General features: G+C 50.1%; 12 protein-coding genes and 1 tRNA gene. 8 read left to right on the forward strand and 5 right to left on the reverse strand.

Annotated elements, in window-relative coordinates; translation table 11 throughout:
- Positions 1-250: 250 nt before the first annotated feature.
- The 4 genes from BMY09_RS07475 (at position 251) to BMY09_RS07490 (ending at position 5,247) form a co-directional block, all read left to right on the forward strand.
- Positions 251-883, forward strand: a complete 633-nt coding sequence (locus BMY09_RS07475; protein WP_091356071.1) for a MarC family protein — start codon at positions 251-253, stop codon at positions 881-883.
- Positions 884-1,019: 136 nt separating this feature from the next.
- Positions 1,020-2,723 carry a molecular chaperone HscC gene (locus tag BMY09_RS07480; protein ID WP_091356074.1) on the forward strand — a complete coding sequence of 568 codons (1,704 nt, stop codon included), beginning with the start codon at positions 1,020-1,022 and terminating at the stop codon, positions 2,721-2,723.
- Entirely contained in the window at positions 2,720-3,913 is a 1,194-nt protein-coding gene (locus tag BMY09_RS07485) for an RDD family protein (protein ID WP_091356077.1), read from the forward strand. The genes BMY09_RS07480 and BMY09_RS07485 overlap by 4 nt, the downstream gene beginning before the upstream one ends.
- A 146-nt stretch (positions 3,914-4,059) precedes the next feature.
- Positions 4,060-5,247, forward strand: coding sequence for an FAD-dependent oxidoreductase (locus tag BMY09_RS07490; RefSeq protein ID WP_091356080.1), 1,188 nt, complete (start codon positions 4,060-4,062; stop codon positions 5,245-5,247).
- A gap of 212 nt (positions 5,248-5,459) precedes the next feature.
- Here BMY09_RS07490 and BMY09_RS07495 read toward each other — a convergent pair.
- The 3 genes from BMY09_RS07495 to BMY09_RS07505 all read right to left on the reverse strand — a co-directional run bounded on the left by BMY09_RS07495 (position 5,460) and on the right by BMY09_RS07505 (position 7,695).
- Positions 5,460-5,536: transfer RNA gene (locus BMY09_RS07495), tRNA-Val, on the reverse strand.
- A 183-nt stretch (positions 5,537-5,719) separates the two neighbouring features.
- Positions 5,720-6,688 (reverse strand): sensor domain-containing diguanylate cyclase, encoded by a 969-nt coding sequence (locus BMY09_RS07500; protein WP_091356083.1) that lies wholly within the window; start codon positions 6,686-6,688, stop codon positions 5,720-5,722.
- Complete coding sequence (locus BMY09_RS07505) at positions 6,685-7,695, reverse strand: response regulator (RefSeq protein ID WP_091356085.1); 1,011 nt, start codon at positions 7,693-7,695, stop codon at positions 6,685-6,687. The genes BMY09_RS07500 and BMY09_RS07505 overlap by 4 nt, the downstream gene beginning before the upstream one ends.
- Before the next feature lie 450 nt (positions 7,696-8,145).
- On the opposite strand from BMY09_RS07505, the gene ald reads away from it, so the two are divergent.
- On the forward strand, positions 8,146-9,264 hold the full coding sequence (ald, locus tag BMY09_RS07510; RefSeq protein WP_091356089.1) for an alanine dehydrogenase: 1,119 nt from the start codon (positions 8,146-8,148) through the stop codon (positions 9,262-9,264).
- Between the two features lie 93 nt (positions 9,265-9,357).
- Here the strand turns inward: ald and BMY09_RS07515 are convergent, their stop codons facing one another.
- Positions 9,358-12,003 (reverse strand): bifunctional diguanylate cyclase/phosphodiesterase, encoded by a 2,646-nt coding sequence (locus BMY09_RS07515; protein ID WP_091356091.1) that lies wholly within the window; start codon positions 12,001-12,003, stop codon positions 9,358-9,360.
- A gap of 315 nt (positions 12,004-12,318) precedes the next feature.
- Positions 12,319-14,331: an excinuclease ABC subunit UvrB gene (uvrB, locus tag BMY09_RS07520; RefSeq protein WP_091356094.1), complete on the reverse strand. Its 2,013-nt coding sequence runs from the start codon at positions 14,329-14,331 to the stop codon at positions 12,319-12,321.
- Positions 14,332-14,582: 251 nt separating this feature from the next.
- Between uvrB and BMY09_RS07525 the strand changes: the two genes are divergently transcribed.
- From BMY09_RS07525 to BMY09_RS07535, 3 genes are all read left to right on the forward strand, one after another.
- On the forward strand, positions 14,583-15,764 hold the full coding sequence (locus BMY09_RS07525; protein WP_091356096.1) for a pyridoxal phosphate-dependent aminotransferase: 1,182 nt from the start codon (positions 14,583-14,585) through the stop codon (positions 15,762-15,764).
- A 184-nt stretch (positions 15,765-15,948) separates the two neighbouring features.
- Complete coding sequence (locus BMY09_RS07530; protein ID WP_091356099.1) at positions 15,949-16,584, forward strand: TetR/AcrR family transcriptional regulator; 636 nt, start codon at positions 15,949-15,951, stop codon at positions 16,582-16,584.
- Entirely contained in the window at positions 16,574-17,635 is a 1,062-nt protein-coding gene (locus BMY09_RS07535) for an efflux RND transporter periplasmic adaptor subunit (RefSeq protein ID WP_245756523.1), read from the forward strand. The genes BMY09_RS07530 and BMY09_RS07535 overlap by 11 nt, the downstream gene beginning before the upstream one ends.
- The last annotated feature ends 1 nt before the right edge of the window (position 17,636 follow it).

Consider the following 17,636-nt stretch of genomic DNA (forward strand, 5'->3'; position numbering starts at 1 on the left):
AATATAAGAATCGGTCTGTCGATACTGACTGACGACCCGGTGACTTTCTTATTTTTGACGGCCACTATATCCGAGGACCCTCCGGCGCATGTTGATCTGAGCCATTGATTTACCATTAATTTTCCACCCGGCCGACATAAGACAAAATCACCAGATGGTTATTTGCTGCCGACGATATTGTTACAATCAACATCCAATCTGCCATACACTCTGGTAAATCGTAGCTATTGTTAAAAGGACACATATCAGAATGGACAATACAACGGTGCATTTTCTAACCGTTTTTATGGCCTTTTTTGCCATTATGAACCCTGTTGCCAACTCCTCACTGTTTATTGGCCTGACGGATGACTTTGATAACCGTACTCGCCGTTTAATTGCGCTGCGTTCAGTGATTGTGGCGTTTCTGATCGTTGCGCTCTTTGCCATCGGCGGGCGCCAGATCTTTACAATGTTTGGCATTACCCTACCCGCCTTCAGAATCGCCGGCGGCATCATGATCGCGTTAATTGGCTATCACATGCTGCAGGGAGAACACTCCAGTATCCACACCCCCAGCAGCAGTGATAATGAAAAAAGCGTCGATTCATCGGTGGATATTTCAATAACCCCCCTGGGCATCCCGATTCTTGCCGGTCCCGGAACCATTGCCACCGCGATGAATTTTGCCGCGCAATCCACGGTAGGAGAGATCTCCCGGGTATTGATCGCGTTTGCTGCGATGTGCTGCCTGACCTTCATCGCCTTTATAGGTGGGCAGTGGCTGGCACTATATTTAGGCCAGAATGCGATCAAGGTTATCTCCCGGCTGATGGGACTTATTCTGGCGGTGATCGGGGTACAGATGCTGATTGAGGGGATCAGAGGTGCAATAGCGGGTTAGATAAAAGGCCAACGAAGATGACTTGCGCCGCCTGATGTGACGCGTTGACACGATTAGCCAACTGTAGAATATATGAAGACATCGCACTTAAATTAGTTAGAATATAGGCCGTTGAAAAACTAAAGAAGATGGAACAATGACAATCCTCGGGATCGATTTGGGCACAACCAACAGCGCTTGTGCAATATGGAAAGATGGTAAAACGACGCTTATTCCCAATCAGTTAAATGAGTTTCTTACGCCTTCAGTCATAGGCATAGACCAGCAGGGTGAGATTCTTGTCGGTCTGTCGGCCAGTCATCGTCTGATCAGCCACCCCGCAAGTACAGTTGCGGTGTTTAAACGCTACATGGGTACTGATTACACGATTGATCTGGGCAAACGAAGTTTTACGGCAGCAGAACTATCCTCATTAATATTACGCAGTTTGAAAGAAGATGCCGAAGCCTATCTTGGGGAGACGATTACCCAGGCAGTGATCAGTGTCCCCGCTTATTTCAATGACGTTCAGCGCAAAGCAACCAAGCTGGCCGCTGAACTGGCGGGACTCAATGTAGATCGGCTGATCAATGAACCCACCGCAGCGGCGATGGTTTACGGCTTGCATGATAAGCGCGATGGCGTGCAATTCCTTATCCTCGACCTGGGTGGCGGAACCTTTGATGTCTCATTGGTGGAGTACTTCGATGGTGTGATCGAGGTACACGCGTCTTCAGGAGATAATCGCCTTGGGGGAGAAGATTTTCTGGAGATGCTGGTTAATCATTACTTCGAAAAAACCGGAATAGCTAAACGCTCGCTGACCGCTAATGAATTGCAACGCGTCTATGCTGCCATGGAAGGCGCCAAACGAAAATTAAGCTCTGAACGCGAAATTGTCATTGAGCAGGCGGTGAAATCGCAGCTACAGCCTTTCAGACTGAGCCGTGAAGAGTTTGATCGTATCGTTCACCCTCTGCTTCACCGTATACAACTCCCCATAGAGCGTACTTTACGAGATGCAGGGGTCAGCCCAGCTGAAATTGACGAAGTCGTACTGGTCGGTGGTGCAACCCGGATGTTTGCCTTCCGTTCGCTGATTACCCGCATGTTCCGGCGAATGCCAGCAGCAAATATCGACCCTGATCTGGTGGTGGCGATGGGTGCAGGGATTCAGGCGGGTCTGAAGGAGAAACACGCTGATCTGGATGATGTGGTTCTGACCGATGTTGCCCCTTATACACTGGGTGTAGAAATACACAATGAGGGTGATAAAAATGATAAACAGGGAGGCCTGTTTATGCCGATTATTGAGCGCAACTCAATCGTACCGGTTAGCATTGAACGCACGCTTTATACAGTGTGCGACAACCAGAAAATAGTCTCTATCAATGTCTATCAGGGTGAAAGCCGTCTGGTTAAAAACAACGTCAATCTCGGTGAGCTTGAAGTCAGAGTGCCACCTGCTAAAGCCGGAGAAGAGTCTGTTAACGTACGCTACAGCTACGACATGAATGGCTTACTGGACGTTGATGTAACGGTCAATTCAACCGGCCTGACCCAGCACACCACTATTATCAATTCAGCCAGCGGATTAACCGATAAAGAGATCGAACAATCCAGAGAGAAGCTCGCTAAATTAAAATTTCACCCGCGCGAGCAGGCAGAAAACCGCGTCTTAATTGCGCGGGCAGAGCGTCTGTATGAATGTTCACTGGGGGACAAGCGCGATTACATCAGCAATCTGTTGTCCCATTTTGAACTGGTGCTGGAAAAGCAAAACCCAGTTGAAATTAAGAAGGTAACTGCACAGTTCAGTGAAATGCTCGATGGTCTGGAAGAAGATAATCTTTTCTCATGAGTTATTGGCAAATACTTGATATCGATAGCACAGCCGATCTGAAGGTTATCAAACGCGCCTATGCAGCCAAATTAAAGGTTACAAAACCGGATGAAGATCCGGAAGGTTTTAAGCGTCTGCATGCAGCCTATAAACAGGCGTGCCAATTTGCCAAAAACACCGCTACTGCAGACAAACAAGTCGTTCATCAACGAGTAGAAGAACCACCTGAGATTGAAACTCAAAGGGTTGAGACTCAGGTGATTGATAAGGGTATTTCTGCCGCTGAAAAACCCCAGAGTGAAGAGTACTTTGAGTTTGTTTTAGACGACCCTGAAGAGCCATCAGAGCATTCTCTCCAGGACTATCGCGACGTTCAACCCTATCAACAGGAACTGGAAGATATTGCCAGGATTGACCTGGACGCAGAGCATGCCTTTTTAAAGCAACAATGGCACGACATCACGGAAAACGTTAATGCGATAACAGCCAGCGATAACACCCTCAACGAGATCGGGGCATGGGCGTTCCTCAACGACAGGGAAGCGTTGCTGGATATCCAGTTCAAATCAGAACTATCAAACTATACCTTTGAGAGAGTTGCTGATTGCCTGAGCAGGATGCAACCCAGGCCGATGCTTAGCAACAACGTATTTATATTCCTGGATAACCTGTTTCAATGGGGTGATCGCAGAGATCTGCTGGAAGATGAATTTGGTCCTGAAGCGGTTGAGTCCGTGATGCAGGCAATCGCTGTAATCAAAGAGCCGCTTTTCAAATGGACAGCGCCCGAAGTGCATGTTGGAGAGATGGTTCCCTGCAATTATTTTTCGCGGTTGCTCGCCACGTTTCTCGATTGGCTGTTAATGGTATTCGCTGCCGTTCTATTGAGAAAAATGGGTATGCCTATACTCAGTACAGACAGCGATGGTCTGATACTCGACTGCATCGTTGGTGTTTTGTTCTATCTGCTACTGGCCCCGGTGATGGAGTCGTCTTCTTTGCAGGGGACTCCGGGCAAAATTCTGTTTGGTATGAAAGTGGTTAGTAAGCAGGGGAAGAGACTCGGTATCCTGCACACATCACTGCGCTCTTCCATGTTTATACTGGCGTTGATCGCATTCAAGATAACGATCTGGATAAACATCTTCTTCCGCGATCAGCGCCTGTTGCACGACCGTTTCAGTTACTCAAGAGTCATTAAACGTTGAGAATCCCTTCGGAGCAATCTTGCGATAGCAGCGGCCCCGCGCTGCTGGAACCCTGGCTCAAATATGTTTGCTCCTTACCGTTAGACTTTACCAGGAAAGGTGCGACTATACTCAATAAGTAAAACGAGCAGTCACCGGGGGGGCATATGGAAGAGACTGAGCTGGTCATAGTCGGAGGTGGCATCCACGGTGTGGGAGTGGCACAGGCGGCGGCTGCAGCGGGTTACCGGGTGCTGTTACTGGAGAAAACCGCACTGGCGGCGGGGACCTCGAGCTGTTCGACCAAGCTGATCCATGGGGGACTGCGTTACCTCGAAAGTGGACAGATCCATCTGGTGCACAAAAACCTCAGGGAACGGGAACTGCTACTGAAACTGGCCCCCGATCTGATCCATCGTAAAACCTTCTATATCCCCCTCTATGACAACTCATCACGCAGCCCCCTCAGTGTTCGTCTTGGTTTATGGACCTATGACCTGCTAACTGGTTTTTCAACGGCTCCCTTATCAGCCTGCCTATCCCACTCAGAGTGGAGTAACCTGCCCGGGTTGCAGACCCGGGGACTGAAAGCGGTGTTTTCCTATTCCGATGCCCAGACCGATGATGCGGCACTAACCCGGGCGGTGATGTACTCCGCCTGTCAACTTGGTGCCGAGCTTTGCTGTCCAGCCAGGTTTACCTCGGCGGAGATCTTCGAGGACCACTGTAAGATTAGGTATCAGGTTGGTGACGTTGTCAAAAATATCAAATGCCTGGCCATCGTTAACGCTATGGGAGCATGGGGTATCAACATGGGCGACCGGATTACGCCTCCCCAGCCCGATTATGCTTTTGAGTGTATCGAAGGGACCCATATAGAGTGTCCGGATAACGGTTTAACGGCCGCTTGCTATGTCGAATCACCCACCGACCACAGAGGTGTTTTTATCCTGCCCTGGAAAGATCGCACCCTGATTGGCACTACCGAAACGCCCTACTCAGGCGATCCGGATAAGCTTATTCCCTGCCAGGCATCGATCAATTATCTGCAATCGATTTATCAGCACTACTTCCCCGATCATGATGCCAGGGTGTTGAACGCCTGGGCAGGGCTGCGGGTCTTGCCTAAGGCCTCCTCTTCGCCATTTAACCGGCCCCGGGAAACCGTTATTTCGGTCAATGATCCGAAGAACCCACGCCTTGTCTCGATACTGGGAGGAAAACTCACCGGTTACCGACTCACTGCCGCCCGGGTGATTGATCAGTTGCAGGGGGTTTTACCTTTACGAACCGCGATAGCTGATACGGCTCAGTTAAAGCTAACGCGGGTTGAGGGAAAGCTTCAACCAGATTAACACGCGTGGGAAATTGAAAGACTGATAACCTGGCCAGGTATTGTCTAAGCATCGGCAGAAAGCAGGCTAAGTGTTGCCTCAGAGAACTGCACTGCCCCTTTGGGCCACGGTCGCATGCTTCGATACTGTCTTGCTGAGCTCAAGCCGAATTTTCGGTTTTCAGCCGCAATCCAGACACAAAAAAACCGCCCGAAGGCGGTTTCTTTTATATCTGGTAGGACTAGGCGGATTCGAACCGCCGACCTCTACCATGTCAAGGTAGCGCTCTAACCAACTGAGCTATAGTCCTGAAGTGATGCGTATTATACGGTTGCATCCAATCTATTCAATAGTTTATTGAATAATTTTTTCCGCGTTATAACCTTTATTTCATCTATGTTGAGTAAAATGCCGATCCCTTCAACCTGCCGGCCCATCATCCGCCGCTACTGGCGGTATAAATGTTGACAAAATAGATGCTATTGGCGCCTTATCAGCCCTCATTATCGAAGAGGGTGACCCGGTTTCGACCATTCTGCTTTGATTTATAAAGCGCCTGATCGGCCTGTTCCAGCCATTCCAGAGCACTGGCCTGCGCAAATGATATTTCTGAAACACCAAGACTGATGGTGACCGCTAGTTTATGCTCGCCATAGGGCATCACAGTGGCTTCTATGGCAGCACGTAACCGTTCAGCAAACACCAGCGCATTTGCTCCGCTGGTACCGACAAGAATAGCACCGTACTCTTCGCCACCATAACGGCCAGTGATATCCGTTTTACGCACATATTGCTGCAGAGTCTGCGCAATTGTCTGAATCACCAGATCACCGGCCTGATGACCATAGGTATCATTCACTTTTTTAAAGTGATCGATGTCAAACATGATAACGGAGCTTGTTTCCTGCAGTCGTGCAAAGCGATCAAACTCTTTTTCCAGACATTCCTGCCAGTAGGCGCGATTATACAACCCCGTCAGCCCATCGGTCCGACTCAGGGATTGTAGCTGCTGATTCGCGTCCTCCAGTTTCTGCTGGCTTATCGCATTATCGGTGACGTCGTAGATCAGAATGCCGATATGGTCAACCTGTCCGGACGGCGAACTTAAAGGCAGCAGAGTGACATTCTGATACATATAAAACGCACTCCCCGTAATCGGCCTGTTACTCTTAAACGGAAACAGATATGGCCTCTGCTCCCAGGAGATATAGGCAGTATTGTTAAGCAACAGAACCGCCTCAATCTTCTTCTTGAGCCAGAGCGCAGGCAGTTCGGGATAAAGAGAGAACAGGTTCTGATTAACCGCTTTGCTGGCGGAAATGCCGGAATGGTTTTCCATAAAGCCATTCCACATACAGATATAACTATCGCGGTCAACCACAACCAGCCCCACTTCCAGGTTCTGCAATAACCCCAGATTCCAGTGCAGGTCTTCGATTTCCTGAAGTATCTCTCCTGTCATGAAAAATATCCCGTCATTTCCTTTAATTTAGGCAGAGAGTCTGCGGTAAAAATCACCAGAAGCTCACAATGGAAACCCTGAGTATTCAACTGATAATCGATAGAGATCATCAGCGTCTTCTGCCACTGGGCGTTCTGCTCGGTCATCCCTGTAAAATTACGTAATATTATCGGTGTCGCTCTGCTTAAAGAGATATCCAGCTGCTTGGAAAAACTGGAGGAAAAGGCACCGATCAGGACATTAGAAAGAAACATCTCTAATTCAGCCTCGCGCCGGTTCACATCCCCCTGAAGGTCCTTCAGCCAGGTAATGTTATCCAGATTACTACGCTTTATCACCAGTAACGCTTCCCCTGCGAGATCAGGTCCCACAAACCCCTGACTGACAAGGTTAAAGCCCTCACTGGAAGCCGAGAGCAGCAATGCGTCAATGGCATCCGGAGACACCAGCGTTACCTTTGGAATCGGAAGATCGACAAACGTATTCAGCAAGCTGGCGAGCATGGCCCCGGCCTGCCCCATCGCTATATTGGAAATTTCCTGATAGTAATCCGGCAGTTCAATGACTTCTTCACCGGGCAGTTGATTATCAGGATGTTCCAACTCGGTGAGTAACCCATAGCGGTTGAGAACATCGGCAATAATCTCGGGAGAACAGGGCTTTTTAATAAACTCCAGCGCCCCAAGCTCTAACACCCGTTTTCTGGCCTCAGGCTGGACATCGCCAGACACCACAATCACCAGGGTTGGCAGGTCCTCTTTGCGGATCTGTTCCAGCACCTGATAGCCATCCATGATCGGCATATTCAGATCCAGAAACAGAATATCGCCTTTTTGAGCCCGAACAGCATCCAGCGCTTGCTGGCCTAGTTCGGCAAAAGTAATTTCCGCATTCCAGCCATGTAAAGCAGCAGCCATCTGCTTACGCGCCAAACGGGAATCATCGCATATGACAATAGGGACGGGATCACTCAAGACGCTTACCTTCTCCATTTCTTTCTTCTGCATGCCTCACCCTGTGAAATAACAGGGAATAGTAGTAGAGACTAGTGAATATTCAACTGGAACACAATTATGACTACTATTTATATAGGTAATTTAATTTTATTTTTTAAATAGTTAGCAACTCCTTATCAGGCCGTCACGGGATATCGCTGACACGCGCCTTAGGGACTCCTTACTTAACGTTTGCCCTGATAACAATAGACTAATGAGTTGGTGATCCGGCCTGCTATTGTTCCGCTCTGGGTATACCGACACCAACGGTGTTAGCAAAACCGCTCCTGACCAGTAGCATTCATTTAAAAAATTTCACTGTTAATCTTTCTGATATTTGATCTCTATGCCAGCGAAAACTCTGAATTCTGCTTTTTTTTTGGCGGAAAAATCCCCATAACCGGTGCTAACTTTAAGTGAGCGAAGGATTATTTTGTTATTTCACCTGCAGGAGAACTGAATATGCTGATCGGTATCCCTAAAGAGATAAAGAACAATGAGTTCCGCATCGGTATGACGCCAGCCGGTGTGCGTGAACTGGTGAGCCATGGCCATACAGTGATGGTGCAGCGTGACGGAGGCACTGCGATAGGTCTGCTGAACGAACAATATGAAGCGGCCGGAGCTTTACTGATCGACACCCCTGAGGAGATCTTCGACCGCGCCGAGATGATTATTAAGGTAAAAGAGCCTCAGCCTGACGAGTGCAGAATGCTGCGTCCGGGACAACTGCTGTTTACCTACCTTCACCTCGCGCCGGATCCTGAACAGACCCGTTTACTGGTTGAATCTGACTGTATTGCCATCGCCTATGAAACGGTTACCGACGCGCAGGGTGGATTACCGCTGCTGGCACCGATGAGTGAGGTAGCAGGCCGGATGGCGGTTCAGGCAGGAGCCCACGCACTGGAAAAGGCGCAGGGAGGCATGGGTGTTCTGCTCGGCGGTGTTCCCGGTGTAGCACCAGCGAAAGTCACCGTGATTGGCGGCGGTGTTGTCGGTATCAATGCCGCCCGTATGGCAATGGGCCTGGGTGCCGATGTCACCATACTGGACCGGTCACTCGCCCGCCTGAAGCTGCTGGATGAACAGTATGGACCACGGCTGAAGACGCTCTACTCCAGTGTTGAATCTGTTGAGCATGAGGTGATCGCTGCGGATCTGGTGATCGGCGCAGTACTGATTCCGGGCGCCGCAGCCCCGAAACTGGTCACCCGGGAAATGCTGAAGCAGATGAAAAATGGCTCGGTACTGGTGGATGTGGCTATCGACCAGGGGGGCTGCTTTGAAACATCCCATGCAACCACCCACCAGGACCCTACCTATGAGGTGGAAGGTATCATCCATTACTGTGTTGCCAATATGCCCGGTGGCGTGGCACGCACCTCGACCTTTGCGCTGACCAATGCCACCCTGCCATTTGCTGTTGCCCTCGCTGATAAAGGCTATCAACAGGCACTGCTGGATGATCCACACCTGCGCAATGGTTTAAATGTCCACCGGGGCAACATCACCTGCCAGGCAGTGGCATCAGACTTAGGTTACGACTACCTGGCACCTGAAACAGCGATAGCGCAGTAATAACGCTTCAAAATAACTACTGACAATCGCACCGATCTTCACAGAGCCAGCTCTCTGGCCAGCAAGCCAACACTATCTGTCGATAGTGTTGGTTTATACCTCAAGCATTTTTCTGAACTCGGACGATGGGATGATCTTTTCCTGAAACTCTTCTGCTGATACTGGCCGCCCCAGATAGTATCCTTGCAGAGCATCGCACCCGGCACTGGCTAGAAAATCCATCTGAAACTGATTCTCAACACCTTCGGCAATTACTTTCAGGCCCATCCCTTTAGCCATCGCCAGTGCTGCCGTTACTAACTGCTGATCGCCCGGGTCATCGGCCAGATCACGCACAAAGGTACGATCGATCTTAATCACATCGAAGGGGAACTGTTTCAGATAACTTAACGATGAATAGCCTGTGCCAAAATCGTCCATCGATAACGAGATCCCCAGCGACTTCAGCTGTGATAATGTCTGAGCAGTAGAGTCATCATTTCTCACCAACAAACCTTCGGTGATCTCAATCTCTAAACAGGTGGGGTCAAAGCCCGTTTCTTCAAAAATCCGCAAGAGTACCGGCACTATCTGTCCATCACGGAACTGTCGGGGAGAGACATTCAAAGCGATTCGGTAATCCTCCCCCAGACTACGGCGCCAGCGAACGCCCTGCTCACAGACCTCCCGTATAATCCATTCGCCGATCGGCAGTATTAGTCCGGTCTGCTCCGCTACCGGTATAAACTGTTCCGGCGAGACCAGCCCCAGTGTGGGGTTATTCCAGCGAATCAGCGCTTCAGCACCGATCACCTTTTTCCGGTTGAGACAGTAGATCGGCTGATAATGCATACAGAATTCATTGTGCTCCAGCGCACCCCTGAGTTGCTGTTCCACCTCCAGACGACCTAAGACGTAATCATTCATCTCCGGAGAGTAAAAGCTGAAGCCATTGCGTCCCTGCTCTTTAACCCGATACATGGCCGTATCTGCTTTTTTCAGCAACTCATCCGGATCCACACCATCCCCCGGAGAGACAGCGATGCCGATACTGCCGCTGATGTAAAAGCTACGCTCCTGTATCTGAAACGCCATCGCCAGCATCTTCAGAATTTTCTGCGCCACAATTTCGGCGTTATAGAGGTTATCCTGATTCTCCAGTAACAAAATGAACTCATCACCGCCATACCGCGCCAGAGTATCATCCTCTCTCACAGCATCCTGCAACCGCCGGGCGACCATCACCAACAGTTCATCCCCGACCTCATGCCCCAGAGTGTCATTGATTTTTTTGAAGTCATCCAGGTCGATAAACATCAGGATAACCAGATTGCCTTTTGACTGGGCATTGATAATCGACCGGTTTAATCGGGCCCGCATCAGCTTGCGATTAGGCAGATTAGTCAGGGCATCGAACTGAGCCTGATACTGCACCCGATGCTCATACTCTTTTCGTTCTGAAATATCTCTGAGACAGCTCATCCCCACGGATTCACCGTCAATCTGAGTAAACTGATAGCTGACCTCAACCGGGAACAACACCCCATCGGCCCGTATCGCTTCCGCCTCGAAGCCGGGCTCATCATGGTTATAGTATTGCTCGACATCCTGCTGATGGTCCGTTTTGAACAACTGCAGCAGTGGTAGATTCATCAGTTCCCGACGCTTATAACCAAACATCTCCTCTGCCACGGGGTTACAGTCCAGAATCTGCCCGCCCCGGTGCATGATAATCGCTTCAGTAGACACCTGTGATAATTGCTGCAGCCGTGTTTCACTGCGCTTTAAGCCAGCTTCAGCCTGCTGCCGAAGCAAAATTTGTCTGCTCCCCTGGCGATACAGAAAACTCACCATGCCAATGACCACCAGGCTGAAGCCGATCATTAACCACAGCCATAGCGAACGACGACTGCTAAAGGGAGAAAGATCAGTACTGTCGAGATAGGTTAAGGACCAGCCTGGCAAATATTGAACACTGGCCTGGTAGGCGCGGAAATGCTCGCCGGAGTCCCCCTGAATGACACCATCGGGCAACCACTTAAACTCAACCCCGGGTTCTGGCAATGTACCATACTGGCCTGTTTGTCGAATGGTCGCCTGCTGCATCGGATCCAGTGGTAACAGACTACTAAAAATCCAATCCGGTCTGTTGGAGGCAAAGATTATTCCGTTGCGGTCCAACAACACAACATGACCCGCATGCTGCCAGGATACCTGCTCTAAAGGTTGTAGCGGGTATTTGTTCACCACAACCCCGATAAATTGCCCATCAGTATCCAGCACCCGGTGAGAAAAGTAGACCCCCCGCTCATGGGTACTGGCACCCAGCGCCGGATAGACAGAAGCGCCAGATGCCACCGCTTCTTTAAAATAGGGACGAAAGGCAAAGTCCTGATTGAGTGTCTGAGCTTTAAATTGAAAATCATTGGCGGCCACAAATATGCCTTGCTTATCGAGGATATAGCAGAGCGAAGCGCCGGACAGAGTACACACGTGATTCAGCAGAGGGGTAACATCTGTGTGTTCTCCAAGCAGATAGTTCTGGATCTCAGGCAACACCGCCTGAAATGCTACCTGCCGGTAATAGCCATCGAATACGGCATCCAGTTCATGCTGCAGCAGATCAACGGTATTCTCAGCGTTGCGTTGAGCATCACGCTCGCTAAAGCTAACCAGATTAAGATAATTAGCGATCACCCCGGTAGCCGCGACAAGACAACAGAGGATGGTCAGAGCAAAAAGAACCGCTCTGGCTTTCATAAAAGGGCTCCGGCAATTAGGTCAGGATCAGGGATAAACAAAATATCAATGGCTTCAAAATTAAGACAACGATGCATACATTACAATCCCTTGTGAACTGGGTCTAAATGTACACGTCTGTAACGTTATTTACCTGCCATATATAAGCGCCGACTACCCAGATTGAGCAGCCGATTAATTTCAAACAACTGTATTATTGTATATATATAGCAGAGATCAAATCTGACCTCCCCACGGATCTATCGACCAGCCTCATGACTAAAGCCCGGAATCAAAGAACACCCATCCGGTCCGACACTGCGAATAAGTCTATTTTTATAATCCGCTGTGCTTGAGTTTTTCCAACTGATCGCGGTATTGCGCAGCTTTTTCAAATTCCAGATTTTTTGCCGCTTCATACATCTGATCTTCCAGGCGACTCATGGTTTTCGCCAACTCAGCGGTACTGAGCTGTTTCGGATCGATCTGATATTCAGCGCTTGGCTCAGCCACTTTACGGCCCGACTTACTTTTACGTCCGGGAATGGCAGAAGCCCCTTCCATAATATCGGCAACTGACTTCATGATTCCCTTCGGAGTGATACCGTGAAGCTGATTATGAATCATCTGTTTTTCCCGCCGACGCCCGGTTTCATCCATCGCCCGCTGCATCGAGCCGGTAATCCGGTCGGCGTAGAGAATAGCCCGGCCATTGATATTCCGCGCCGCCCGACCGATCGTCTGAATCATGGATGTTTCGGATCGCAGGAAACCCTCTTTATCGGCATCCAGAATCGCCACCAGCCCCACTTCCGGCATATCGATACCCTCCCGCAACAGGTTGATACCCACCAGCACATCAAACTCTCCGATACGCAGATCACGAATAATCTCAACCCGTTCCACGGTATCGATATCGGAGTGCAGATAACGCACCCGAACACCGTGTTCATCCAGATACTCGGTGAGATCCTCAGCCATCCGTTTAGTCAGCACCGTGACAATCACCCGTTCGCCTTTTGCGGCAACTTTATGGATCTCCCCCAGCAGGTCATCCACCTGATTACGGGCCGGACGCACTTCAACCTCTGGGTCAAGCAAACCGGTGGGACGTACCACCTGTTCCACGACCTGGCCAGCGTTTGCAGCTTCATACTTACCCGGTGTTGCCGAGACAAAGATCATCTGCGGTGCCTGCCTTTCCCACTCCTCAAACCTCATAGGCCGGTTATCCAGAGCGGATGGCAGTCGAAAGCCATATTCCACCAGCGTCTCTTTACGGGAACGGTCTCCTTTATACATCGCCCCTAACTGCGGGATTGTCACGTGTGACTCATCCACCACCACCAACGCATCGTCCGGCAGGTAATCAAACAGGGTGGGCGGTGCCTGTCCAGGGTCCCTGCCTGACAGGTAGCGGGAGTAGTTTTCAATACCTGAACAATAGCCCAGCTCCATGATCATCTCGATATCATAAAGTGTCCGCTGTTCAAGTCGCTGCGCTTCAACCAGTTTATCGTTATCCCGCAGTTGCTTAAGCCGCTGGACCAGCTCCTCCTTGATCCGGTCGACTGCGGCAACCAGAATATCCCGCGGGGTAACATAGTGAGACTTGGGATAGATGGTGGCGCGGGGAACCCGCCGCAGCACCTCCCCGGTCAGCGGATCGAAATAGCTGAGGTTTTCCACCTCATCGTCAAACAGCTCGATACGTATCGCTTCTTTTTCCGACTCCGCCGGAAACACATCGATAACATCACCGCGAACCCGGTAGGTTCCGCGATGCAGCTCGATATCGTTGCGGGTGTATTGCAGTTCCGCCAGACGACGCAGAATTGTCCGCTGGTCCGCTTCATCTCCCCGGTCCAGATGCAGCATCATCCCCAGATAGGATTTCGGATCACCCAGGCCGTAGATTGAAGAGACCGTGGCAACGATGATGGCATCTTCACGCTCCAGCAGCGCTTTAGTGGCAGACAAACGCATCTGCTCGATATGCTCATTAATCGACGCATCTTTTTCGATAAAGGTATCTGAGGAGGGAACGTAAGCCTCTGGCTGATAATAGTCGTAGTAGGATACGAAATACTCGACGGCGTTATTGGGGAAAAACTCCCGGAACTCACCATAAAGCTGGGCGGCGAGCGTTTTATTATGTGCCAGAACGATCGTTGGCCGCTGCAATTCAGCCACCACGTTGGCAATGGTAAAGGTTTTACCGGAACCGGTTACCCCCAGCAGTGTCTGCGAGGCCAGACCGGCCTGAATTCCGTTGACCAGCCCTGCGATGGCGGCAGGCTGATCTCCTGCGGGCTGAAATTTTGACTGAACCTGAAAACGCTGTTTCATAGATGATCTGTACGGGCCAAAAACTGAAGCGGACTATTATACCTGTAAGAAATATTTTCTGCTGAATGATCATTCAGCCTTAGCGTTGATCTGTTTTGCAGAAATAGTTGCCTCTTTATTGAAATAAATACTACTTTTAATCTGATTCCGCGTCGAAAAGGATTTTTCCGCATCCCGGATTCCGGTATCATTTATCGGTTGAACACACCGTGGTACAGCACCACATTTTTTCAGAGGATACAGCTAGGACAATGCAACTCTCCGATCGCGTTAACAGCATTAAACCTTCTCCGACACTGGCAGTGACTAACCGTGCTGCTGAACTGCGTGCAGCGGGTAAAAATATCATTGGCCTGGGGGCCGGCGAACCTGATTTCGACACCCCGGATCACATTAAAAACGCTGCTATTGATGCCCTTAACAACGGCTTCACAAAATACACAGCTGTTGACGGCACGCCCGCTCTGAAAAAAGCGATTATTGCAAAATTCAAACGGGACAACGGTTTTGACTATGAAGCCAATCAGATTCTGGTTTCCTGTGGCGGTAAGCAGAGCTTTTTCAACCTGTCACTGGCCCTGCTGAACCCTGGCGATGAAGTGATTATCCCAGCACCCTACTGGGTATCTTACCCCGACATGGTGCTGATGGGCGAAGGCGTACCCGTGATTGTTACCACAACCCAGGAAGCACGCTTCAAAATCACCCCAGAGCAACTGGCAGCAGCGATCACAGACAAGACCCGTCTGCTGGTGCTGAACAGTCCATCCAACCCAACCGGCGTTGCTTACACAGAAGCAGAGCTGAAAGGTCTGGGGGAAGTGCTGGCGAAGCATCCAGATGTACTGATCGCAACTGATGACATGTATGAGCATATCCTGTTCACTGAAACGCCATTCATCAACATTCTGAATGTCTGCCCTGAACTGTATGATCGCACCATCGTGCTCAATGGCGTATCTAAAGCCTACTCGATGACCGGCTGGCGGATTGGTTACGCCGCAGGCCCGGCCCAGCTGATTGGCGCGATGAAGAAGATTCAGTCTCAGAGCACCTCCAACCCGACGTCGATCTCTCAGGTTGCCGCGCAAGCTGCACTGGATGGCGATCAGGAGTGTGTGAAAGAGATGGTTAAGGCGTTCAAACAGCGTCATGACTTCGTGGTTGAAAAACTCAACGAGATTGACGGGGTCGATTGTATTCCGGCTGACGGGACATTCTACGCATTCCCAAGTTTTCAGCAAATCATCGATAAAGATGATCGCTTTGCAAACGATATCGATCTGGCTGAGTTCCTGCTTCTGGAAGCCGGTGTTGCACTGGTACCGGGATCAGCGTTTGGCGCACCGGGAAATATGCGCCTCTCTTTCGCCACCTCACTGGAAATACTGGCCGATGCCATCAGCCGGATCAAAGCCGCGCTGGAAAAATAAAGCTATCGCTAAACAAAAAGCCGGGCAAAGCCCGGCTTTTTTTATGCTGATCACAGATACCCTGAGCAACAGCAACACCGGTCATGCTCAGGCAAGCAGAAAACTTTAATCTAAACGACATTGCATTTCATTCAGTGGGAACTATAATTGCTTTTCCACTCATGAGACGACCGGTCTAATTAACATGAACCGCCCGAAGCGCAATGAACACAATAGAGAAAGGATTCTGCAAACAGGCATGGAGCTATTCAATCGGAAAGGCTATCACGGCACCGGCCTGAAAGAGATTCTCGATACCTGCCAGGTGCCGAAAGGCTCTTTTTATAACTACTTCGAAAGTAAAGAGCAGTTTGCTGTAGAAGTGCTGGAATACAGCCATCAGCTTGAAGATGCAAAATGGGAAAAACGGACCAACGCCATCGAAGGTAATCTTCTTGAGCGATTCCGTCTTGCGATCGACCAGTTCATCGCTGATTATGAGAATGACCCTGATTCGACAGGCTGTTTATTAACCAACCTGATGGGTGAGGTAGGTAACGCCAGTAACTCATTTCGCGAGATTATCAGTCTGTCCTGTAACCGCGTGATCGACTGCATCGAAGAGAGTTTTAAGGAGGGTCAGTTACAGGGCTGCTTCCGCAATGACCTTTCCGCGAGGGCTCTGGCACAACTGTTCTGGGATAGCTGGCAAGGCGCACTGCTACGCACCAAAGTTGAAGCTTCAACCACCCCTCTGCGAGAAGTGGCCGACGTTATTTATACACTGTATGCACCATTGGAAAATCCTGAGACTAAGGATGGAGATAATAATGAAATTTAAACAGTTCTTGCCCCCTACACTCCTCAGCCTGATATTGACCTGTACACCTGCTGTACATGCTCAGGGACTTCCCGCTGAGGTAATCCACGTACAGAGCAAATCACTCATCCATATGATCGAAGCGGTCGGTGGTCTGAGTGGCAACGAATCAATCATCCTGCGACCAGAACAGAGCGGCAGTGTTGAGAAGGTTCTTTTCACCGAGGGTTCCACCGTTAAGTCGGGTGAGACGCTGATCGTACTTGAGTCATCCCTGTACAAAGCTCAGCTTCAGGAAAGTAAGGCCCGTGTTAATCTGAGCCGTATCGCCTACAACCGGGCAGCCAGTCTGGTTAAGAAAAAAGTAGGTTCACAACAGGATATGGACTCCTCCCTGGCTCAGCTTCAGGTGGATCAGGCGCAACAACAGGTGGCTCAGACTCAGCTGGATAAAATGACTATCAAGGCCCCGTTTGACGGCGTTATCGGACTGCGGAAATTCAGCCCTGGCGATTATGTCACTGTCGGTCAGGATCTGGTGGAGCTGACCGATATCGCGACCATGAAAGTCGACTTTAAAGTGCCGGAAAATCAGCTGGCCAATATCCACAACGGACAGCAGATTAAGGTTCAGGTCGACGCACTGCCGGGTGAAACATTCAATGGCTCCATCTACGCCATCGCCCCCAGCATCGACGAGCGCAGCCACAATATTGCTATCCGCGCCAGAATCGAGAACCGTGACAACCTGCTGCGTCCGGGCCTGTTTGCCCGTATTCAGATTATCACCAGCACCAATGAAAACGCGGTGATGGTGCCTGAAGAGGCGATTATCCCTCAGAACAACAGCTTCTTCGTTATGACTGTCAACGACGGAAAAATAGCGATGTCGCCGGTTAAACTGGGTCTGCGTCGCGAAGGAGAGGTAAATATTCTCGAGGGTCTTGCAACAGGCCAGGTGATCGTAACGGCCGGGCAGATCAAGCTATTCCCTGGCTCACCTGTCACACCTATTTTTGTTGATGGTACAGAACAACCCGCGCAGCCTTCGGCTGAACAACCGGGAGCCTGAA

This window comes from Amphritea atlantica, from assembly GCF_900111095.1.
GTDB classification, from domain to species: domain Bacteria; phylum Pseudomonadota; class Gammaproteobacteria; order Pseudomonadales; family Balneatricaceae; genus Amphritea; species Amphritea atlantica.